Below are 22,273 nucleotides of genomic sequence, written 5' to 3'. Positions count from 1 at the left end.
AATCGAACAAGCGATATCCGGGGGGAGAGGCTTGGCAAGCGAACACGACAGCGTCCTGCACAGCTGGTGCGTGCAGTCACAATGGCAGGCGCCGACCGTGGTTGGCGGCAGCGGCGCGCACCTGGTGCTGGCCGACGGCCGCCGCATTCTCGACATGAGCAGCCTGGCCGAGTGCAGCAACCTGGGCCATCAACATCCCGCCGTCGTCGAGGCGATCCGTCGACAAGCCGAGCAGCTGTGCTTCGTCACTTCGGCCTGGGGCGCGCAGCCGCGTGCAGAACTGGCTGAGGCGATCGTGGAAAAGGCCGGCTTCGAAGGCGGCCGCGTGTTCTTCACCCTGGCCGGCGCGGACGCCAACGAGAACGCGGTGAAATTCGCGCGCCAGGCAAGCGGCAAATCGTACGGCGTGATCGTGACGCGCGATCGCTCCTATCACGGCGCCAGCTATGCCTGCATGGCGTTGTCCGGCGATGCACGCACGCGGGCCCAGGTTGATCCCGCCTCCTTCGGTGTGCTGCATGTGCCGCCGCCATATGCCTATCACGGCGCATTCGGCAGCTACGATGCGCCGACCTGCGGTGAGCTGGCCGTGCAAGCTGTGGCGGCAGCCATCGACGATCTCGATGCAACGAATGTAGCCGCCGTGATGATGGAGCCCAACGCGGGCACCAATGGCATCGTCGCTCCCGACAATTACTGGCCCGGCTTACGCGCGGCGACCCAGGCGCGCCAGGTGGCCTTGATCGCCGATGAAGTCATGAGCGGCTTTGGCCGCTGCGGCGAATGGTTTGCCTGGCAGCGCTACGGCGATGAGGGCAAGCCGGACCTGATGACCCTGGCCAAGGGCCTGACCGGCGCGCACTTGCCGCTGGGCGCCGTGGTGCTGTCGGCAGAAATGGCAGCGCGCCTCGAACATCAGATGCTCTATACCGGGCTGACCTATTGCGGTCACCCGCTGTCGTGCGCGGCAGGCCTTGCGGCCTTGCGCGCCTACGAGCAGGAGAACCTGATCGAACGCTCGCGCACGCTGGGCCTGCGCATGTTCAACGAGCTGCAGGCCATGCAATCGCGCCACGCCGTCATCGGCGATGTGCGTGGCGGCCACGGCCTGTTCGCGGTGATCGAGCTGGTGGCTGACCGGGCGACCCGCGAACCGTTGTCGCCCTGGCCGAAAACACCGGATGCACTCCATGCGCTGGTCGATGCAGCGATGAGCGAGGGCGCGTCGTTCGCCTGCCGCGGCAACCTGATCCTGCTGGCGCCGCCCCTGGTGATCGCCGAGCAGGACCTGGCTGATGCACTGGCCCTGCTCGATCGGCTGCTGACGCGCTTTTTTCCTTCGGCACTCTAGAGGAAACACCCATGAGCTTCCGCCTCACCTACGCGACCATGTACAACCCGCCGGAGGCGATGCACGAGCGCTTCGAGGCAGCCATGACACGCGTCGAGGCGAAGGCCGGTGCGCGCCACCCACTGTTCATCGACGGCGCCGACTGCGACGCCGCCCACTATGTGGAACGCCACGCGCCGTTCGATCACACGCTGCGACTGGGCTCCTTCGCCCTGGCCGACGCCTCCGATGCTCATGCCGCCATGTCTGCAGCACGCGCTGCGTACCCGGCGTGGCGCGCCACGCCCGTGGCCGAGCGCGCGAGGCTGATCCGCCGCGTGGGCGAGATCATGGAGGAGCGCGTCTATGACATCGCGGCCGCACTTACCCTCGAAGTGGGCAAGAACCGCATGGAGGCGCTGGGCGAGGCGCAGGAAACGGTCGACTTCTTCCGTCACTACGCCGACGATTTCGAAAGCCATGCCGGTTACACGAATGTGCTGCCCGATGATCCGATGGATGGCGTGGCGTCGCACAACGCCAGTGTGATGCGGCCGTACGGCGTATGGGTGGTGATTGCGCCGTTCAATTTTCCGCTCGCCCTGGCAGGTGGCCCCGCGGCCGCTGCACTGGTGACCGGCAACACGGTGGTGCTCAAGGGCGCCAGTGATACGCCATGGGCCGGACGCCTGCTGGCCGACTGCATTCGCGACGCGGGGCTGCCGCCCGGTGTCTTCAACTATCTCTCCGGTGCAGGGCGCGAAGTGGGCGAGGCGCTGGTGCGCCATCCGCATACGGCGGGCATCACCTTCACCGGTTCGGTACCCGTGGGCCGGCAGCTGATGCAGCAGATGACGGGCGGCGACTATCCGCGCCCTTGCATCGCCGAGATGGGCGGCAAGAACCCGTGCATCGTTACCGAGCATGCCGACCTGGATCGTGCCGCTTCCGGCATCGTGCGCTCGGCCTTTGGCATGGGCGGCCAGAAGTGTTCGGCGTTGTCGCGGCTGTACGTTCATGAGCAAGTTGCCGATGCCCTGATCGAACGCATGCGGGCGCAGATTGACGCAATCCGCGTCGGCGATCCGCGCCGGCGCGAGCACTGGCTGGGACCGGTCGTCAATGCGGCGGCCTATGCGAACTACCGCCAATACGCCGACGCGCTGCGCAGCGGTGGCGCCCGCCTGATCAGTGGCGGCGCGCAGCTGGGCGAAGGTCATGCCGCCGAGCCGGCGCTGGCCCAGGGTTACTACGTCGAACCCCTGCTCGCCGAGGCGCCGCTGTCCCATCCGCTGTGGCAGCAGGAGATGTTCGTACCCATCCTGATGCTGCACCGTTATCAGGACCGCGAGGAGGCCATGCGCCTGGCCAACGACTCGCCCATGGGCCTTACCGCAGGCTTCTTCGGCAGCGAGGATGAAGTGCCATGGTTCCACGACCACATCGAAGCGGGCGTGACGTATGCCAATCGCCCGCAGGGCGCCACCACCGGCGCGTGGCCGGGCTACCAACCGTTTGGCGGGTGGAAGGGCTCGGGTTCCACCGGCAAGGCGATCGCCTCGTTCTATTACCTCGCGCAATACCTGCGCGAGCAATCGCGCACGGTGGTGGAGTAAGACCATGCATCTCTCGCTTGCCGATGCGATCGAGAACTGTGTCGCCGACGGCGCCAGCATCGCGCTCGAAGGCTTTACTCATCTGATCCCGTTTGCGGCGGGCCACGAGATCATCCGCCAGCGCCGGCGCGATCTGCACCTGATCCGCATGACGCCCGACCTGGTCTACGACCAGATGATCGGCATGGGCTGCGCGCGCAAGCTCACCTTTTCCTGGGGAGGCAATCCGGGCGTGGGTTCGCTGCATCGCCTGCGCGACGCCGTGGAACACCAGTGGCCCAATGCGCTTGAACTGGACGAACACAGCCATGCGGGCATGGCCACGGCGTTCTGCGCCGGCGCCTCGCGGCTGCCGTTCGGCGTGCTGCGCGGCTATGTCGGCACCGACCTGCCCGCGCGCAATCCGAATATCCGCCACGTCACCTGTCCGTTCACCGGCGAGTCGCTGGCCGCCGTTCCCGCCATCAATCCCGACGTGACCATCCTGCACGCGCAGCGCGCGGACCGCGAAGGCAATGTCGCCATCGAAGGCATCGTCGGCGCCGCGCGAGAAGCTGCGCTGGCAGCGCAGACGCTGATCGTCACCGTCGAGGAAATCGTCGAGGAACTGCCGCCGGCGATGAATGCGATCGTGCTTCCGCACTGGATCGTCAGCGCGGTGGTGCACTGCCCCGGTGGCGCGTATCCGTCGTATGCGCAAGGCCACTACACGCGAGACAACGCGTTCTATCAGCGCTGGGACGCGATTGCGCGTGAACGCGACAGTTTCAGGTCCTGGATGAACGTCAACGTGATCGGCGCCCATGATCATCGGTCGTTCCTCGCCGGTTTGCAGCAGGCGGCATCATGAGTGATTGCACCCGCGACGAGTGGATGACCATCGCCGCATCGCGCCTGCTGACCAACCACGCCGTTTGTTTCGTTGGCATCGGACTGCCCAGCGCAGCCTGCAACCTGGCGCGACTGACGCATGCACCCGGGATCGTGCTGATCTACGAGTCGGGCACCATCGGCACCCGGCCCGATGTGCTGCCCCTGTCGATCGGTGACGGCGAATTGGCCGAAACCGCCGCTTGCGTGATCTCGCTCCCCGAAGTCTTCAGCTACTACCTGCAGGCGGGACGCGTCGACGTAGGGTTTCTTGGCGCCGCGCAGATCGATCGCCACGGCAACCTCAACAGCACCGTGATCGGCCCGTATGACGCACCGACAACGCGCCTGCCCGGCGCCGGCGGCGCGCCTGAAATCGCGCTGCACGCCAAGCAGGTGTTCGTGATGGCAAAGGCCTCCACGCGCAGCTTCGTCGAGCAGCTCGACTTTCGCACCAGCGCCGGCTATCTCGACGGCCATGGCGCGCGGGCACGCGCAGGAGCGATGGGCGGCGGCCCGCGTGCAGTGATTACCGACATCGGCATGCTCGCGCCGCACCCCGAGTCCGAAGAACTGCAGCTGGTGGCGCTGTACGCCGGCACGAGCGTCGACGAAGCGCGCGCCGCGATCGGCTGGCCGCTGCGGATCGCCGAACAGCTGGACACGATTGCCGCTCCCAGCGCACACGAACTCAACACCTTGCGCGCACTCAACGCACGCACCCTCGAGGCGCACGCGCGCCCTGTCCATATTCCGCTGCCCGCTGAAGGATTGCCGTGACCATGACCGTGCCCAATCCGGCCCACATCAAGACTGCCCTGCCCGGCCCCAAGGCCACCGCGATGATCGCCCGCGATGCCGAGGTGATCTCGCCCTCGTATCCGCGCGATTACCCGTTCGCGATGTCGCACGGCCGCGGCACCGAAGTGTGGGACGTCGACGGCAACCGCTTCCTCGATTTCGCCGCAGGCATTGCGGTGTGCGCCACCGGTCACGCCCATCCGCGCGTGGTCGATGCAGTGAAGAAGGCCGCGGATCAGTTCCTGCACATTTCCAGCGACTACTGGCATGCGCAGATGCTCGGCCTGGGCGAGCGCCTTGCACGCGTGGCGCCGATGCAGACACTGGCTGGCGAAGCGGCGATGAGCTTCCTCTGCCAGTCCGGTACCGAAGCGGTGGAAGGCGCGCTGAAACTGGCGCGCTACGTGACCCGCCGGCCGCGCTATATCGGGTTCCTTGGCGGTTTCCATGGCCGCACCATGGGCTCGCTCTCGTTCACCTCGAGCAAGTACACGCAGCAGCTGGGCTTTGCGCCGACGATGCCGGGCGTGACCCATGTGCCGTATCCCAATCCCTATCGCCCGCTGTTTGCCGGCGCCGATCAGGGCAAGGCTGTGCTCGACTACATCCGCATGCTGTTCGAGCGCAGCGTGCCGGCTTCCGAAGTCGCCGCGTTCCTGGTCGAGCCGATCCAGGGCGAAGGCGGCTATATCGTGCCGCCCGAGGGCTTCCTGGCCGGCCTGCGCGAGCTCTGCGACGAGCACGGCATCCTGCTGATCTTCGACGAAGTGCAATCGGGCGTGGGCCGCACAGGCAAGATGTTTGCCTGCGAGCACACCGGCGTGGTGCCGGACATCATGACGCTGGCCAAGGGCCTGGGCTCGGGCCTGCCGATCGGCGCGGTGGTCGCGAAGAAATCGCTCATGTCGCAGTGGAAGCGCGGCGCGCACGGCAACACCTATGGCGGCAATCCGCTCGCCTGCGCCGCAGCCAATGCCACGCTCGACCTGGTCTCCGAAGGCCTGGCCGACAACGCGGCGGCGACCGGCGCGCATTTCATGGCACGCCTGCATGAGCTGGCGCGCGACTATCCCTGCATCGGCGAACTGCGCGGCAAGGGCTTGATGATCGGCATGGAACTGGTGGAAGCCGATGCCGAGCGCACGCCGGCCCGCGCCTTGTGCGACGCCGTGGTCACCCGCGCTTTCCACAACGGATTGCTGCTGCTCTCCTGCGGCACCAGCACGGTGCGTTTCATGCCGCCGCTGAGCGTGAGCACCAGCGAGATCGATGAGGCCATGGTCTTGCTGCGCGCCAGTCTCGATCAGGCACTGGCGGGACACTGACCGGATGCGTCGCCCGGCCATCGCGTTCGCCCTGTTCGCCTGCGCTGGTTCGGCGCAGGCGGCGCGCGAGAGCGTGCTCAAGCAGGTCGACCTGCCGCACAACTACTACTGGCGCGAGCTGTACCTGCCGCAGCTCACCACGGGGCCGGACTTCGCCAGCTTCATGCCTGACGGAGACGCGCTGATCTACAGCATGGGCGGCTCGCTTTGGCGGCAGCGCATCGACGGCGATGCGGCGACCGAGCTGACCCACGCCCCGCGCGCCTACGACAATCAACCGGACGTCGCTCGCGATGGCCGCAGCGTGGTGTTCGCCCGCTACGACGGCAACGCCATCGAACTGTGGCGGCTCGACCTGACGACGGGACGCGAGCAGGCGTTGACCTCAGGCGGCGCGGTGAATGTCGAGCCGCGCCTGTCGCCGGACGGCCGCCAAATCGCCTGGGTGTCGACGCAGGGAACCGGGCATTTCAACCTGTTCATGGCCGACATCGATGCGAACGGCCTGCACCATGCGCGCGCCCTGCCGGGTGAGCGCAAGACGGCGCTGGACCGTTACTACTACTCGGCCTTCGACCACGCCATCAATCCCTCCTGGTCGCCGGACGGCAAGACGATTTACTACGTCAGCAATCCGGAGATCGCCTGGGGCACGGGCGATGTGTGGTCGGTGCCGGTGGCCGATCCAGGCAAACGCAGCAAGCTGCTCAGCGAAGAGACCAGCTGGAACGCGCGGCCCGAGCTCAATCCCGACGGCAAGCGCCTGCTCTACACCAGCTACCACGGTCGGCAGTGGCAGCAGCTGTGGCTGACCACAAGCACCGGCGCTGCGCCGCTCCCGCTGACCTTCGGTGATTTCGACCGCCGCAATGYGCGCTGGTCACCCGACGGCAAGCGCATCGTTTACGTTGACAACCAAACCGGCAACACCGCCCTGCGCGTCGTCACAGTACTCGGCGGCGCCACGACCACGGTGACGCCAGCCCATCGTCAATACAAGACGCCACGCATTCGCCTGGTGCTCGACATCGTCGACGAGCACGGCGAGCGCACACCCGCGCGCGTCGCCGTGCTCGGCCAGGACGGCCGGGCCTACGCACCGGACGATGCCTGGATGCATGCCGACGACGGCTTCGACCGAACCCTGCAATCGGCCGAAACCCATTACTTCCACTGCGCGCCGCCGTRTGCGCTGGACGTGCCTGTCGGCGCCGTGAAGATCTGGGTGCAGCACGGTTTTGCCTATGCGCCCTGGCGCAAGACGATAAAGGTTTCGGCAGGCCCCGATCTGTCCGTGCGCGCCACGCTCGTTCCGCAAGCGTTGCCCGCGGCGTTCGGCAACTGGATCAGCGCCGACCTGCATATCCATATGAATTACGGCGGCCACTATCGCAATACGCCAGCGAACCTTGCGCGCCAGGCGCGTGCCGAAGATCTCGATATCGCCTATGACCTGGTGGTCAACAAGGAAGAGCGCATTCCCGATATCGCCTACTTCCGCACCGATGCCGATCCGGCCAGCCTGCCGCACAGCCTGGTACTGCACGGCCAGGAATATCACACCAGCTTCTGGGGCCACCTGGGCCTGCTCAACCTCGGCGACCACTACATCACGCCGGATTTTTCCGCCTATCGGCATACGGCGATGGCAAGCCCGTATCCGCACAACGGCGTGATTGCCGACCTGGCGCATGCGCAGGGCGGCCTGGTCGGTTACGTGCATCCATTCGACACCTTGCCCGATCCAGCGCATGACGCTGTGTTGAGCAACGAACTGCCGGCAGACGTGATCAACGGCAAGGTGGATTACATGGAAGTGATCGGCTTCTCCGACCACAAGGCGACCGCCCAGGTCTGGTATCGCCTGCTCAATCTTGGCTTCCACCTGCCTACCGGCTCGGGCACCGATGCGATGGCCAACTATGCCTCGCTGCGCGGGCCGGTGGGTCTCAATCGCGTGTTTCTCAACACCGCCGGCAAACGCGATGCAGCGTCCGCCATGGCGGCCTTGAGGGCCGGTCACGGGTTCGCCAGCAATGGGCCGCTGCTCGGCCTGCTGCTGGACGACGCCAGGCCCGGTGACGCGGTTGCACCAGGCAAACATCACTATCGCGTCGCCCTGCGCTCGCCGGTGGCGGTGGAACACCTGGAGCTGGTGCATAACGGCAAAGTGGTGAAAAGCTTCGCGCTCGGCGGCGACCATCATGCGTTCGACGCAGAAGGCGAGATCGAGCTGGACGGCGGCTGGCTGCTGCTGCGCGCCTGGAACGAAGGCGGCGATCCGCAGGTGCTGGATATCTACCCCTACGCCACTACCAATCCAGTCTGGCTTGGCGATCACGTGCGTGCGCCAAGTGCACCCGGTGACGCCGCATGGTTTGCCCATTGGCTGACGCGAACCATCGAAGCGGCGTCCGCTCGCGACGACTACAACACCGCTGAAGAAAAGCGGGCAACGCTCGACTACCTCAACCAGGCACGCGAAGCGTATCGCGCCATGGCCGGCAACCCCGCGACCACCGAATCCACACGAGGCACCCGATGAAGCGAACTCTGTGCCTGCCGTTGGTCGTGTGGGCGTTGCTGTGCTGCCCCGGCGCGGCCCAAGCCGACGACACGCGATTCAACGCTGCCGACATCAATCGCATCGCCGATGTCAGTGAGCCGGCCTTGTCGCGCGACGGCGAGTCGATCGTCTACACCGTGAGCACGGCCAACTTGGAACGCGATGAACCGCAATCGGACCTGTGGCGCGTGCGCTATGACGGCACCGGTCGCGTGCAACTCACGCACACGCCGGACAGCAGCGAGAGTCGTCCGCAGTGGTCCGCCGATGGAAAGTTGATCGCCTTCCTTGCCGACCGCAAGCTCGATGGCGAAGCCAGCGACGACGACACCAAGACCCAGGTCTGGGTGATGCCGGCCGATGGTGGCGAAGCGCATCGGGTCACCAACCTGCCGAGCGGCGTCGAGGACTTCGTGCTTTCGCCCGATGGCAAACAACTCGCGGCCATCGCCTTCGATCCCGAATATCCGCCGGGCAGCAAGAAACCCAGGCACCCGCTGCCCATTGCCACCGACCGCTTCCAGTTCAAGGACGATGACACCGGCTGGCTGGGCAACCGCCACAAGCATCTCTACCTGGTGGATCTCGCCAGCGGGACCGCCACCGCGCTCACCTCCGGAAAACATGACGAACAGCTGCCCGCCTGGTCGCCCGACGGCAAACTGATCGCTTATGTCACCAGGCGCGGCGCCGATCCCGATCGCCACCTCAACTACGACATCTATGTGATCGCTCCGCGTGCCGGCGCCAAAGAAAGACAGCTCACCACGTTTTCCGGCGCCGATCTCGACCCTTACTGGGAAACGCGCCCGACGTGGAGTCCCGACAGCACGCGTATCGCCTATCTGCAAAGCGGCGAAGACAAGTGGATCTATTACGCCCCCTGGCAGTTGGCGATTATTGATGTCGCCACCGGCAAGGCCACGCTGCCGGCTCCGATCGATCGCTGCTTTACCAAGCCGCGCTGGTCGCCCGACGGACGCAGCGTCTATGTCTTGATTGAGCAGGCGCAGGTCACCCACTTGTCCCGCGTCGATCTGTCGAGTGGAAAAATCGCCGAACTGACCCACGGGGATCGTTTCGATACCGACCTGGACGTATCGGACAACGGCCGCGTAGTCGTCTTGGGCGGCGATAGCCTGCACCCCCCGCAACTGTCGGCAGTCGAGCAGGACCACTTGCGCCTGCTGGACGATCACAACGCGTGGCTGGATGGCAAACACCTGGCAACCACCGAAACGCTGCACCTGCAAAGCGCTGATGGCACTCCTCTGGATGCGCTGCTGACCAAACCCCTGGGGTATGTGCCGGGTCGACGCTATCCGACCATCGTGCGCGTCCATGGCGGCCCGGTGTACCAGTTCAGTCACGAGTTCATGCCCGACTGGCAGGTTTACGCGGCACATGGCTACGCGGTGCTCGCCGTGAATCCGCGCGGCAGCTCGGGCCGCGGCTTTGAATTCGCCAAGGCGATCTACGCCGACTGGGGCAACAAGGACACCCAGGATGTGCTGGCCGGCGTCGATCGCGCCGTAGCGCTGGGGGTTGCCGATCCCGCCCGCCTGGGTATCGGCGGCTGGAGTTACGGCGCGATTCTCACCGACGAAGTCATCACCCGCGATACGCGCTTCAAGGCCGCCATCGCCGGCGCAGGCTCGGGCAACATGTATGGCATGTATGGCGACGATGAGTACGCACGCGAGTACGAACTCGAGCTCGGCACGCCCTGGRCCAATCGCGACGCCTACGACCGTGCGAGCTACCCGTTCCTCCACGCGGACCGGATCAAGACGCCAACGATGTTCCAGTGCGGCGAGCGCGACTTCAACGTGCCCTGTATCGGCGCCGAGCAGATGTACCAGGCGCTGCGCTCGCTAGGTGTTCCCACCGAACTGGTGATGTATCCCGGCCAGCATCATGGGCTGACCGTACCAAGTTACCTGCGCGACCGCCTGGAACGCAACCTGGCCTGGTACGACCGCTTCCTCAAGTCGGCGGGCGCGAATCCGTGATCAGTACAACGTCAATGCGACGGCTCGTATCGCCCGAAGCGCTTGAGCAGCTTGATCAGCTCCGCATGCGGGATGGCCTTGGCGTAGTGCCCGCCATCACCCTGCATGTCGCGCGCGGCGATCATCGCATTGACGATGCTCTCCTCCGCCGCCTGCGCCGTGGCCTCGAACAACGGGTCCACATGGTCGTTGCCGATGAAGCTCGCCTGCTGCAGCGGTGCATCGTGCAGCGCCTGGGCATTGGCGGTGGAGAAGGCCAAGAAGATGTCGCCCGAGCCATTGCCGGCATAGCTGCCCATGCGCGCCAACCCCATGCCGGCGCGCTTGGCGATGCGTTTGAGCTGCTGGGGCAGCAGCGGTGCATCGGTGGCTACCACGATGATGATCGAGCCGGTGTCCGCGGCGGCGGTATGGGCCCCGCTGCGCACGCGGTCGTCGCGAAGATACTTGCCCACCGGCGCGCCGGCGATGCGCAAGCTGTCGCGCAGTCCGTAATTGGCCTGTACCAGCACGCCAATGGTGTAGTCGCGCTCGCCGATATGCACGCGCCGCGAGGCGGTGCCGATACCGCATTTGAATTCGTGGCAGATCATGCCGGTGCCGCCACCGACATTACCTTCGGCCACGGGCCCGCTCTTGGCGTCACGCAGAGCCTGCGCTGCGTGCTCGGGACGGACGTGAAAGCCGTTGATGTCGTTGAGGTCGCCATCCCAGGTTTCGGCCACCACCGGCAGCGACCACCAGTAGCCCGATGCATCCGCGCCACCCGCACGCACGCGCTCGGCGATCACCGCATCGCGTACCACGCCGACGCTGTGGGTATTGGTCAGCATGACGGGGCCTTCCAGCTCGCCCGACTCCTCCAGCCAGGTCGTGCCGGTCATCTCGCCATTGCCGTTGAGCGCGAACGACGCGCCGAAGGTGGGGATGTCGAAGCTGTCGTGTCCGCGGGGAAGAATCGCCGTGACGCCCGTGCGCACCTTGTGCCCGTTGGGGAGATCCTCAATCAGGGTCACCTGACCTACCGTCACACCAGTCACGTCGGTTATCGCGTTGAGCGGACCGGGCGTGCCGTCGAAGGGAATACCAAGATCCCTGGCGCGGGGCTCGGCCGCCGAGGCCACGCCGCACAGGGCCCACAGAACAAACGCAAGACGACAGCGGGGCATGGACACTCCAGAGTTCGACCGTTTGTTGGATCAGTCTATCCCAGGAAACCCACCGCGCATGAACGCTGACACGAAGATCACCGATCTCACTCTCGCCCGCGCACTCGACCCGAAGTATTACTTCGGCGAGCCCATGCTTACGATGGAACAGCGTGCGGTATTCGCACGCAGCTGGCAGCTGGTAGCCCATCAGGAACAGCTGACCGGTCCGGGCGACCATGTGGTGGAACATATCGGCGGCGTACCTGTGCTGATCGTGCGCGGCCAGGACAAGGTGTTGCGCGCCTTCCCCAATGTCTGCCGCCACCGCGCCGGCCCGCTTGCGCTGTGCAATGGCAAGGGCGCGCGTTCGCTGCACTGCAAGTACCACGGTTGGACTTACACCCTCGAAGGCCAGCTGCGCAGCGCCCCGGAAATGCAGGACGCCTGTGACTTCAAGGTGGAAGATATCCGCCTGCCACCGCTGCGCGTGCACGAGTGGCAAGGGCTGGTGTTCGTAGCGTTGGACGAACACACGCCTGCCTTCGACGAGGTCTACGGCGGCATCGCCGAACGCATCGCCCCCATCGACTTGTCCGCGATGCGCTATCTGCGCCGCGACAGCTACGACCTCGATTGCAACTGGAAGGTGTATATCGACAACTTTCTGGAGGGCTACCACCTGCCCCATGTGCATCCGGGTCTGTCCAGAGTGCTGGACTATCGCGCCTACGACACCGAGTTGTTCCCGTGGCACTCGCTGCAATCCTCGCCCTTGCGCAACAGCGCGGAGATCTACGGCGATGGCCAGGCGTTCTACTACTTCGTTTATCCCAACGTGATGTTGAACATCATGCCTGGCCGCCTGCAGACCAACCGCATCCTGCCGCTGGGGCCGGGCCGCTGCCGCGTGGAGTTCGACTATTACTACGCGCAGGACGAGGCGGCGCAGAAACGCATCGCGGCCGACCAGACGTTCAGCGATGAAGTGCAGCAGGAAGACATCGATATCTGCGAGGCCGTGCAGAAGGGCCTCGCCTCCGGTTACTACCAACCTGGCCGCCTGTGCCCCAAGCGCGAAGGCGGCGTCTGGCATTTCCACAACCTGTTGCGCACGGCCTATGCCCACGGCGCTGGAGAACCTGCATGACGATGAAGTTGTCCGGCCTGTTGTGTGCCATCGCGATGGCGTGTGCCCTGCCCGTTGCTGATGCGCAAGGCGTACAACGCACCGTCGTACACGCCGGCCATCTGCTCGACGTGGACAGCGGCAAGCTGCTCAGTGACCAGGCTGTCACCATCGTTGAAGGTCGCGTCGTGTCCGTGCAACCGTGGGCGGCCAGCAGCGGCAATGGCGCCAAGGTATTGAACTGGACGGCCTATACCGTCGTGCCCGGCCTGATGGACATGCACACTCATCTGGCCGATGAGATGGAGACAGCCGACTACGGCGCCGCGCTCAAGAGCAACCCGGCGCGCGATGCCTTCATCGGCGCCAAGAATGCGCACGACACGCTGCGCGCCGGCTTCACCACGGTGCGCGACGTGGGCGTATTCCGCGGCTTTGCCGATATCGCATTGCGCGACGCCATCAACGCCGGCTATGTGCCGGGTCCGCGCATGTTCGTTGCCGGTGCGTACATCACCATCCCCGGCGGTGGCGGCGAAATCACCGGGCTGCCGCCGGGCACGGTGGTGCCGCCGGAATTCCGGGTCGGCGTCTCCAAGGGCGTGGAAGACGTGCGCAAACATGTCGACTTCCTGCTCGACCATGGCGTCGATCACATCAAGGTGATCGCCACCGGCGCCGTGCTCGCCGACAACACCGAGCCAGGCGTATCGGAATACACCGAAGAGGAGATCCACGTCGCCGTCGTGGAGGCGGCCAAGCGTGGCAAGTTCGTCGCCGCGCACGCGCATGGCGCCGAAGGCATCAAGCGGGCGACCCGCGCCGGCGTGCGCTCCATCGAACACGGCTCGCTGATCGACGACGAAGGCATCGCCCTGATGGTGCAGCACGGCACCTGGCTGGTGGCGGACATCTACAACGGCGACTACATCGACAGCGTGGGTCGCCGCGAGGGCTGGTCCGAGCAGACTTTGCGCAAAAACATCGAAACCACCGATGCCCAGCGCGAAGGTTTCCGCAAAGCAGTAAAAGCCGGTGTGCACATCGCTTTTGGCACCGATGCCGGCGTGTATCCGCACGGTGACAACGCCCGTCAATTCGCGTACATGGTGAAGTATGGAATGACGCCTCTGCAGGCGATCCGCTCGGCCACCATCGACGCGGCACGCCTGATGGGCAAGGAGAAGGAACTCGGCTCGATTGCGCCCGGCAAGGCGGCCGACCTGGTCGCCGTGGCATGCGACCCGCTGCAGGACGTCGAATGCCTGCGCAAGGTGCAAGGGGTGATCAAGGCTGGTGAGACGGTTTCCCTCGACTAACCCAACGAGTGCAGATGACGTGAGCGAAGGCAAAAAGATCGGCTTCTGGACCTGCACCGCCCTGGTGGTCGGCAACGTGATCGGCATGGGCATCTTCATCCTGCCCTCGTCGCTGGCTCCCTACGGTTTCAATGCGTTGATCGGCTGGCTGGTGACCCTGGTCGGCTGCCTGATCCTGGCCCGGGTATTCGCGCATCTGTCCAAAGCGCTGCCGGGAGCCGACGGACCGTACGAGTACATTCGCTGCACCCTCGGTGATCTCCCTGCCTTCATGGCCTTATGGGCATACTGGGTCTCGCTGTGGCTGACCAATGCGGCGCTTGCCACCGGCGTGGTCGGCTACATCACCGTGGTGATGCCGCAACTGGCGGTGATCCAGCCGGCGCTGTTCGCGCTGGGCCTGTTGTGGCTGTTTGTGATCGTCAATCTGTTCGGCGTGCGCTCGGGAGGCGCCGTGCAGATTGTCACCTCGGCACTGAAGCTGTTGCCCATGGTCGCCATCGCGCTGCTCGGTGGATGGGTCCTGCTCACCTCCCCTGCAAGCTATGTGGCGCACCCGCCGGCCACGCCGATCACCTTCAGCGGCATCCTGGCTGCCTCGACCATCGCCCTGTACGCGATGCTTGGCATCGAGTCGGCCAGCATTCCCGCCGGGCGCGTCAACAACCCGGGGCGCACGATTCCACGCGCCACCATGGCAGGCGCCATTCTTGTCGCGATGGTCTACATCGTCGTCTCGGCCGTGCCGCTGCTGTTGATCGATCAGACGGAGCTGGCCAACGCCAATGCGCCGTTCGCCTTGCTGATGGATCGCTTCTCCGCGGCCGGCTCCGGTCGATGGCTTGCCTTGTTCGTGGTGGTAAGCGGTCTGGGCGCACTCAATGGCTGGACGCTGCTGATGGGCGAACTCACCCGCACCATGGCCAATAACGGCGTGCTGCCGGCCGTATTCGCGCGACAGAATCGCCGCGGCGCACCCGCCATCGCGCTGGTCGTCACCGGCTTGCTCGCTTCGGTGATGACCTGGATGAGCTACAGCCAGTCRCTGGTGGCGGCGTTCACCTTCCTCACCCGCGTGGTCACGGCGGCGAACCTCCCCCTGTATCTGTGCTGCTCGCTCGCGCTGGCCGTTTTGTGGCGTCGCAACGCTGCCTTTGGCATGGGCCGCAAGGTATTGCTGGTGGCGATTGGCGGTGCGATCTATGCCGTGTTCGCCTTCGTGGGCAGCGGTCACGAGCCCTTCCTGCTTGCGATGGGCCTGATCGCGGCGGGCCTGCCCCTCTACGCCATCATGCGCCTGCGTCGCAAATCGCCGCACAGCGCAACCGCACCGGCCAAGGTATGAGTTCGATGAGAGATCCGCGCTACGACATCCTGTTCACGCCGGTAAAGATCGGCCCCGTCACGGCAAAGAACCGCTTTTTCCAGGTACCGCATTGCAACGGCATGGGCCACGCGATGCCGCTGGCGCATGCCGCCATGCGCGAGATCAAGGCCGAAGGCGGCTGGGCGGTGGTGTCGACCGAGGAATGTGAGATCCACCCCAGCAGCGATCTCACGCCTTACGTCGAAGCACGCCTATGGGACGACCGCGATATTCCTGCGCTCGCGCTGATGTGCGACAGAGTGCATGCCCATGGCGCGCTCGCAGCGCTCGAGCTTTCGCACAATGGTCCGACCGCATCCAATCTTTATTCACGCGAAGTGCTGCTCGGCCCATCGCACCAGGTATCGAAGTACGGCTATCCCTCGCAAGCCCGCGCGATGACCTTGCACGACATCCGCGAGTACCGCCGCTGGCATCGCGAGGCCGCCTTGCGCGGCAAGCGCGCCGGCATGGACATCATCTATGTCTACGCCGCGCACGACTTGTCGCTGCCCATGCACTTCCTGCAGCGCCGCCGCAACCAGCGCAGCGACGAATACGGCGGCTCGCTGGAGAACCGCGTGCGCCTGCTGCGCGAAGTGCTGCAGGACACCCGCGATGCCGTCGGGGACACCTGCGCCGTCGCGCTGCGTTTTGCCACCGAGGAATTGCTGGGCCCCGGCGGCGTCGAACTGGCCGAGGCGCAGGACATCGTCGGCATGCTGGCCGAGCTGCCCGACCTGTGGGACGTCAATCTCGCCGCCTGGTACAACGATTCGGTGCCTTCGCGTTTCGCTGCCGAAGGCGCGCAGGAACCGTTCATCGATTTCGTCAAGAAGACCACCACCAAACCGGTCGTCGGCGTCGGGAGGTTCACCTCGCCCGACACCATGGTGTCGCAGATCCGGCGCGGCGTGATCGACCTGATTGGCGCGGCTCGTCCATCGATCGCCGATCCTTACCTGCCCAAGAAGATCGAAGAAGGTCGCGTCGACGATATCCGCGAGTGCATCGGCTGCAATATCTGCGTCTCAGGCGACATGACCATCTCGCCGATCCGCTGCACGCAGAACCCGAGCATGGGCGAGGAATGGCGCAAGGGCTGGCATCCCGAGCGCATCCGACCCGCGCCCCAACCCACCCGGGTATTGGTGGTCGGCGGCGGGCCGGCAGGACTGGAGGCGGCACGCGCACTCGGCCAGCGCGGCCACGACGTGAGCCTGGCCGAATCGCGCAAGGAACTGGGCGGCCGTGTCACGCGCGAAGCCCGCCTGCCCGGACTCGCCGAGTGGGCGCGCGTGCGCGACTGGCGCATGGGGCAGATCGGCAAGCTCAACAACGTGAGCGTCTATCTCGATTCGCCGCTCACCGCGCAGGACGTGATCGATTTCGGCGCCGAACACGTGGTGCTGGCCACCGGCTGTCACTGGCGACGCGATGGCTTTGGCCGCAGCAATGGACTGGGCATTCCCAGCTTGTTGGACAACGCGCGCGTGTTCACGCTCGATGACCTGATGGATGGCCGCCTGCCCGAAGGCCGCGTCGCGATCTTCGACGATGACGGCTTCTACTACGCCAGCGTAGCCGCCGAACTGCTGCGCGCTCGCGGTTGCGAGGTCGCCTACGTGACGCCGGAAGACAGCATCGCCCCATGGAGCGTCAACACGCTCGACTACCGCCATATCCGCAAGCGCATGGCCAAGCTCGGCATCGAGGCCGTGGTGTCGCACAACATCGCCGGCTTCGACGGCTCAACGCTGACGCTGGAAAACAGCTGGGACGATCAGCGCACCGAGCGCCCCTGCGATGCCGTGGTCACCATCACCTCGCGCCTGCCCGACGACGCACTCTACCAGCAGCTCTTGCAACGCCAGGGTCACTGGGGCGGCGCCGGCATCCGCTCGGTACGCTGCATCGGCGACGCCGAGGCGCCCGGCCTGATCGCCCATGCGATCTACGCCGGCCACCGCTACGCGCGTGAACTGCAGGAGCCGGTGACCGGCGAAGTGGCGTTCAGGCGCCACTTCCACACGGCCGATCCCGATGACCTGCGACGCGAAGCCCAGGCTTGAGGCTACGAACTCTGTGCGCCTGACAGGCCCAGCTCGGCGGCAATCACATCGGTGTACTTCAAACCTGCACCGGTGTTGAAGATCACCACGCGGTCGGACGCCTTCAGATCGCCCGAGGCGATCAACTGATCGTAGGCAGCGGTGGCCGCTGCGCCCTCCGGTGACAGGAAGATGCCTTCGTTGGCCGCCCAGTCGCGCAACGACGCAAAGGTGTCTTCATCGGATACCGCCACAGCCTTGCCGCCCGAAGCGCGCAAAATATCCAGGATGATGTAGTCGCCATACGCCTTGGGCACGCGCAGGCCCGAGGCTGCCGTCTTCGGATCCGCCCACATCTGGCTGACCGCAGCACCTTCGTCAAAGGCCTTCACCACCGGCGCACATCCTGACGACTGAATGGCGAACATGCGTGGCCGCTTGCCCGGCTTCACCCAACCCAGTTGCTCGAGCTCGTCGAATGCCTTCCACATGCCGATCAGGCCGACGCCGCCACCGGTGGGATAGAACACCGCATCGGGGTATTCCCAACCGAGCTGCTCGACCAGTTCGTAGCCCATGGTCTTCTTGCCTTCCACGCGGAACGGCTCCTTGAGCGTGGAAATATCGAACCAGCCCTCGCTCACCTTGCGCTCGCCGACGATGCGCGCGCAGTCGGAAATCACGCCGTCGACCAGGGTCACCTTGGCGCCATAGGCGGTCGCTTCCACCAGGTTGGCGAGCGGCACATCGCGCGGCATGAAGATATGCGCTTCGATATCCGACGCGGCGGCATAGGCAGCCAGCGCACCAGCCGCGTTGCCGGCCGATGGAATGGCCAGTTTGCGCAGACCATAGTGGCGCGCCATGGTCACAGCCAGCGACAACCCGCGCGCCTTGAATGACCCAGTTGGATTGGCGCCCTCCTCCTTGAGGAAAAGTGCATCGTGACGCTTGCTGCGCAGCATCGGCGTCCAGCCCTCACCCAAGGTCACGGGCGCCACCTCGGGCAGCACGGCGCGGTAACGCCACATGCCTCGCCATGGCGTCCTCGCATCGCCGCCGTTCACCACATCGGCTGGCGAGCTACCGAGCAGTGGCGTGAGGTCGTATCGCACGTAGAGCGCGCCCGCAGGTTGTTCGGGACATTGCGTGCACAGCGTCTGCGGCACATCGGCCGGCAGTCGCGCATGGCAGCGGGAGCATTCGAGATAGGCAATGGCAGGCATAAGACCTCGCTAGGGATGGGCGATGTTCAGAGCAACGGTGTGGAGAAGGATCTTCATGGGCGATCGCTATCGGCGGGCGCATCAAGCTGCCCTTCCCACGACGCCACCACGCTGGCCGCCACGGAGTTGCCCACGATGTTCGTCGCCGAGCGCCCCATGTCCAGCACGTGATCGACCGCCAGCACCAGCGCGACGCCGGCGTCGGGCAGGTGAAAGTAGTGCAGCGTCAGGGCAATCACCGCAATGGCGGCGCGCGGCACGCCGGCCAGTCCCTTGGTGGTGAGCATAAGCAGCCCGAACAGCGTGATCTGCTGCCCCACACTGAGTTCGACGCCATAAGCCTGTGCGATAAACAGGATGGCGAACGTGCAATACATCATCGCGCCATCGAGATTGAACGAGTATCCCAGCGGTAGCACGAAACTGGCGATGCGGCGCGGTATGCCGAACGCCACCAATTGCTCGAGCAGGCGCGGATACGCCGCTTCCGACGAGGACGTGGCAAACGCCAGCAGCACCGTCTGCCGGATGCTGGTCAGCAGACGCAGGCTGCGCGATCCGATGATCAGGCTTAACGCGGCCAGCAGCAGTACCCACAGAATAAGCAGCGACAGGTAGAAGCCCGCCACGAAGCGCGCATACGTGCCCATGATGGCGATGCCGTGCAGGCAGATCGAACTGGCCAGCGCCGCGAAGATCGCCAGTGGCGCGACCTTCATCACATAGTCCGTGATCTTGAACATCACGGCGGCCAAAGAATCGACCAGCTCGACAAAGCCCTGCGCCTTGTCCTTCAGCGATGCCGCCGCCAGGCCGATCAGGAGCGAGAACACCACGATCTGCAGGATCTCGTTGTCCGCCATGGCTTCGACGAAGGAGCGAGGGATCAGGTGATTGATGAAGTCCCCTAGCGAAAAACTCGTGGCCACGCCGGCACTGCCGCTTGCCGCCGGCCATTGCGCAAAAGCGGGCATGGCATGCAACGCGGCACCCGGCTGCAGCCAGTGCGCCATCAGAAGGCCCACGGTGAGCGACACACAGGAGGCCGCGACGAACCAGGCCAGTGTCTTGATGCCGATACGCCCGATCTCCGCCGCACCACCCATGCGCGCGACGGCGGATACCAGCGAGGCAAACACCAGAGGTGCGACGATCATCTTGATCAGCCGCAGAAAGATATCCGTGATGACAGAAAGGTCAGCAGCGATGGCGGTCGCCCGATCCGTCGTCAACGTGCGATTGCAAAGCCAGCCCACAAGCACGCCGAGCAGCGTGGCCACCACGAGGGACAGCGTGAATCCGTGCCGTCCTCGCGCCCGGGAGCTGCTTTGCTTATCGCCGGTCAATGCTGCCCATCCTCACGTCGCGCGACATCCGCTCAGGATGCACGGCGGGCTTCACGCGGCGCTGCCAACGCAAGCAGCAGCAACACGATGGCGAGCACCACATAGGCGCCCGTGAACTGCCAGACCAGCTGGCGTGACGCCTCATCGAGTGTCCAGGGCACATAGATCCCGCCAGTCAGCTCCACCGAATGAATGATGCCAAACAGGCTCAAGGCCGCGCCGGACAGCAGGATGCAGGCCGCGCGACGCGTTCGGCCATCGATCAGGGCCACCAGGAAACTCGCCCAGATCATCGAGGTGATGATGAAACCGTTGCCCAGCACGGTGATCACCGCCAGCTCGGAGATGCCGTGGCTATGCTCGGCGAACAGCGCGGCGTAGTGGTCGCTCGGCACATAGGTGGGATCACTCAGCTTGATCGTCACCATGCGCGCAATGGCCGGGAAAAAGCTGAACACGACGGCCGCGGCATAGCGAACCGGCGTTGCTTCGAAAGCCTGCACGGTGATGCCGATCGCCACGAACACCAGGATCGGCGCCAGCACCGACAACGGCAGCAGTTCGACCAGGTTGGACAGGTAACCGAACACGCCGCCGAGACCGATCACCAGGCCCGTCAGCAGCGTGTAGCCGCTGCGTGCGCCCATCGCCTTGTACGACGGCTGGCCGATATAAGGCGTGGTCTGCGCGACACCGCCGCAGAAGCCTGCCACCAGCGTTGCCAAGGCTTCCACCAGCAGAATATCGCGCGTGCGGTAATCGTCGCCGGCGACGCGCGCACTTTCCGTGACATTGATGCCGCCCACCACCATCAGCAAGCCAAACGGCAGGATCAATGGCAGATAAGGTGTGGCCGCTGCAAGGCCTTTCATCCACTCAAGGGTCGGCAGCGGCAGCGCAAAACGCCACTGCCAGGCGACCGGCGCGTGATAGCCGCTACCCAGCCAGCCCAAGGGGCCCAGGCCGTAATACAGCAGTGCGGCAATCACGAAGGCTACCAGCACACCCGGCAAGCCCAATGGCATGCGTGCACGCGCCACCAGCGCGTACAACACCACCCCCAGGCCGGCGAAGCCCACCACCGGCACCTTGAGTATCTCGACCAGCGGAAGAAAGCCCATCAGCACCAGCGCAATGCCCGCGATGGAACCAAGCAGGCCCGCGCGCGGCACATGCCGCTGCACCATCCCGCCGAAAAAGGACAGCACGAACTTCAGCACGCCCATGATTACCAGCGAGGCCATGCCCAGCTGCCAGGTGGCGATCGCCGCCGCGTGCTCATCGAGTCCACTCTGTTTGAATTGCAGGAACGCCGGACCGAGCACCAGCAAAGCCATGCCGATGCTGGTGGGCGCGTCCAGGCCCAGCGGCATGGCGGTGACGTCGTCGCGGCCCTCGCGCTTCGCCAGCCGGCGCGCCATCGCCGTATAGGCCAGGTTGCCCAGCAGCACGCCGAAGGTCGTGCCGGGGAACATGCGCAGAAACACGATATCGGCGGGGAACCCGAAGATGCCGATCAAGGCGGTGGCAAGAAAGGCCATGATCGACAGGTTGTCGACCACCAGTCCAAGAAAACCATTGATGTCGCCGGGTGACAGCCAATGTTGCGAACGCATGCTGCTCATCTCAGAACGACACCTCGGCAGGCTGCGTCACCCGCAGCACGGACTGGTCACCCGTCAGCTGCTTCCAGGCAGCGCGTATGGCCTCCACCTTAGCTCGATTCTCCGGCGTATCGGGATAGTCGATCACCAGCATCTTGGAACGCAGGCGCTCCGGTGCAGTCTGCCCCTTGCCCTGCCACTGGCCATACACGTCGACCACGCTCAAGCCATCGGGGAACCGTGGCGTGACCTGCGCGTCGAGAAATTCCCGCCAGCGCTGCTCGCTGATGCCATGGCTTTCATCGCCGACGATGCCCAGACCGAAATACAACTTCGTATCCACCCAGCCTTGCGTTTGCGCGGGATGTGCCGCGTCGCCGTGCRACGTGGCAGTCGCGGGAGCCACCGAGGCAACGCAACCAGAGAGCAATCCGGCTGCAAGCACCGCCCACGCCAAACGCAAATGAAACATGGCTATTTCCTCATACCAATTTGGACATCTATACGGATAGAGCGTCAAAGCTCGCTGGTCTTCGCGCAGTATTGACAACATGACTTGCGCAA

16 protein-coding genes are annotated in these 22,273 nt (G+C 65.1%); 11 read left to right on the top strand and 5 right to left on the bottom strand.

What is annotated here, in order from left to right; genetic code table 11:
- Positions 1–31: 31 nt before the first annotated feature.
- From AC1DMG_RS00265 to AC1DMG_RS00235, 7 genes are read left to right on the top strand one after another with little or no spacing between them, the layout of a single operon-like run.
- Positions 32–1,351, top strand: coding sequence for an aminotransferase family protein (locus AC1DMG_RS00265; RefSeq protein WP_477175518.1), 1,320 nt, complete (start codon positions 32–34; stop codon positions 1,349–1,351).
- Between the two features lie 11 nt (positions 1,352–1,362).
- On the top strand, positions 1,363–2,946 hold the full coding sequence (locus AC1DMG_RS00260) for an aldehyde dehydrogenase family protein (protein ID WP_477175519.1): 1,584 nt from the start codon (positions 1,363–1,365) through the stop codon (positions 2,944–2,946).
- Between the two features lie 4 nt (positions 2,947–2,950).
- Complete coding sequence (locus tag AC1DMG_RS00255; RefSeq protein WP_441602165.1) at positions 2,951–3,796, top strand: CoA transferase subunit A; 846 nt, start codon at positions 2,951–2,953, stop codon at positions 3,794–3,796.
- Positions 3,793–4,596, top strand: a complete 804-nt coding sequence (locus tag AC1DMG_RS00250) for a CoA-transferase subunit beta (protein WP_477175520.1) — start codon at positions 3,793–3,795, stop codon at positions 4,594–4,596. The genes AC1DMG_RS00255 and AC1DMG_RS00250 overlap by 4 nt, the downstream gene beginning before the upstream one ends.
- Positions 4,597–4,598: 2 nt before the next feature.
- Entirely contained in the window at positions 4,599–5,942 is a 1,344-nt protein-coding gene (locus tag AC1DMG_RS00245; RefSeq protein WP_441602444.1) for an acetyl ornithine aminotransferase family protein, read from the top strand.
- 4 nt (positions 5,943–5,946) lie between these two features.
- Positions 5,947–8,487 (top strand): CehA/McbA family metallohydrolase, encoded by a 2,541-nt coding sequence (locus AC1DMG_RS00240; RefSeq protein WP_477180055.1) that lies wholly within the window; start codon positions 5,947–5,949, stop codon positions 8,485–8,487.
- On the top strand, positions 8,484–10,520 hold the full coding sequence (locus AC1DMG_RS00235; RefSeq protein WP_477180054.1) for an alpha/beta hydrolase family protein: 2,037 nt from the start codon (positions 8,484–8,486) through the stop codon (positions 10,518–10,520). Before AC1DMG_RS00240 ends, AC1DMG_RS00235 begins: the two co-directional genes overlap by 4 nt.
- Before the next feature lie 11 nt (positions 10,521–10,531).
- Here the strand turns inward: AC1DMG_RS00235 and AC1DMG_RS00230 are convergent, their stop codons facing one another.
- A complete protein-coding gene (locus tag AC1DMG_RS00230) occupies positions 10,532–11,689 on the bottom strand; it encodes a DmpA family aminopeptidase (protein ID WP_477175523.1) in 1,158 nt (385 codons plus the stop codon).
- A gap of 58 nt (positions 11,690–11,747) precedes the next feature.
- Between AC1DMG_RS00230 and AC1DMG_RS00225 the strand changes: the two genes are divergently transcribed.
- From AC1DMG_RS00225 to AC1DMG_RS00210, 4 genes are read left to right on the top strand one after another with little or no spacing between them, the layout of a single operon-like run.
- Positions 11,748–12,818, top strand: coding sequence for an aromatic ring-hydroxylating oxygenase subunit alpha (locus AC1DMG_RS00225; RefSeq protein ID WP_477175524.1), 1,071 nt, complete (start codon positions 11,748–11,750; stop codon positions 12,816–12,818).
- Positions 12,815–14,116, top strand: coding sequence for a Xaa-Pro dipeptidase (locus tag AC1DMG_RS00220; RefSeq protein WP_477175525.1), 1,302 nt, complete (start codon positions 12,815–12,817; stop codon positions 14,114–14,116). The genes AC1DMG_RS00225 and AC1DMG_RS00220 overlap by 4 nt, the downstream gene beginning before the upstream one ends.
- Positions 14,117–14,135: 19 nt before the next feature.
- Positions 14,136–15,461: an amino acid permease gene (locus tag AC1DMG_RS00215; protein WP_477175526.1), complete on the top strand. Its 1,326-nt coding sequence runs from the start codon at positions 14,136–14,138 to the stop codon at positions 15,459–15,461.
- Between the two features lie 5 nt (positions 15,462–15,466).
- A complete protein-coding gene (locus tag AC1DMG_RS00210) occupies positions 15,467–17,554 on the top strand; it encodes an oxidoreductase (RefSeq protein ID WP_477175527.1) in 2,088 nt (695 codons plus the stop codon).
- 2 nt (positions 17,555–17,556) lie between these two features.
- Here the strand turns inward: AC1DMG_RS00210 and AC1DMG_RS00205 are convergent, their stop codons facing one another.
- The 4 genes from AC1DMG_RS00205 to AC1DMG_RS00190 form a co-directional block, all read right to left on the bottom strand.
- Entirely contained in the window at positions 17,557–18,759 is a 1,203-nt protein-coding gene (locus AC1DMG_RS00205) for a threonine synthase (protein ID WP_477175528.1), read from the bottom strand.
- A 53-nt stretch (positions 18,760–18,812) separates the two neighbouring features.
- Positions 18,813–20,042: a dicarboxylate/amino acid:cation symporter gene (locus AC1DMG_RS00200; RefSeq protein ID WP_477178929.1), complete on the bottom strand. Its 1,230-nt coding sequence runs from the start codon at positions 20,040–20,042 to the stop codon at positions 18,813–18,815.
- 95 nt (positions 20,043–20,137) lie between these two features.
- On the bottom strand, positions 20,138–21,721 hold the full coding sequence (locus AC1DMG_RS00195) for a SulP family inorganic anion transporter (protein ID WP_477175530.1): 1,584 nt from the start codon (positions 21,719–21,721) through the stop codon (positions 20,138–20,140).
- 10 nt (positions 21,722–21,731) lie between these two features.
- Positions 21,732–22,181 carry a DUF3574 domain-containing protein gene (locus AC1DMG_RS00190; protein ID WP_477180053.1) on the bottom strand — a complete coding sequence of 150 codons (450 nt, stop codon included), beginning with the start codon at positions 22,179–22,181 and terminating at the stop codon, positions 21,732–21,734.
- Between the last annotated feature and the right edge of the window lie 92 nt (positions 22,182–22,273).

Source organism: Dyella sp. 01N36 (genome assembly GCF_056399745.1).
The sequence above is the reverse complement of the archived record's forward strand: the minus strand, read 5'-3'. Positions and strand labels throughout refer to the sequence as shown.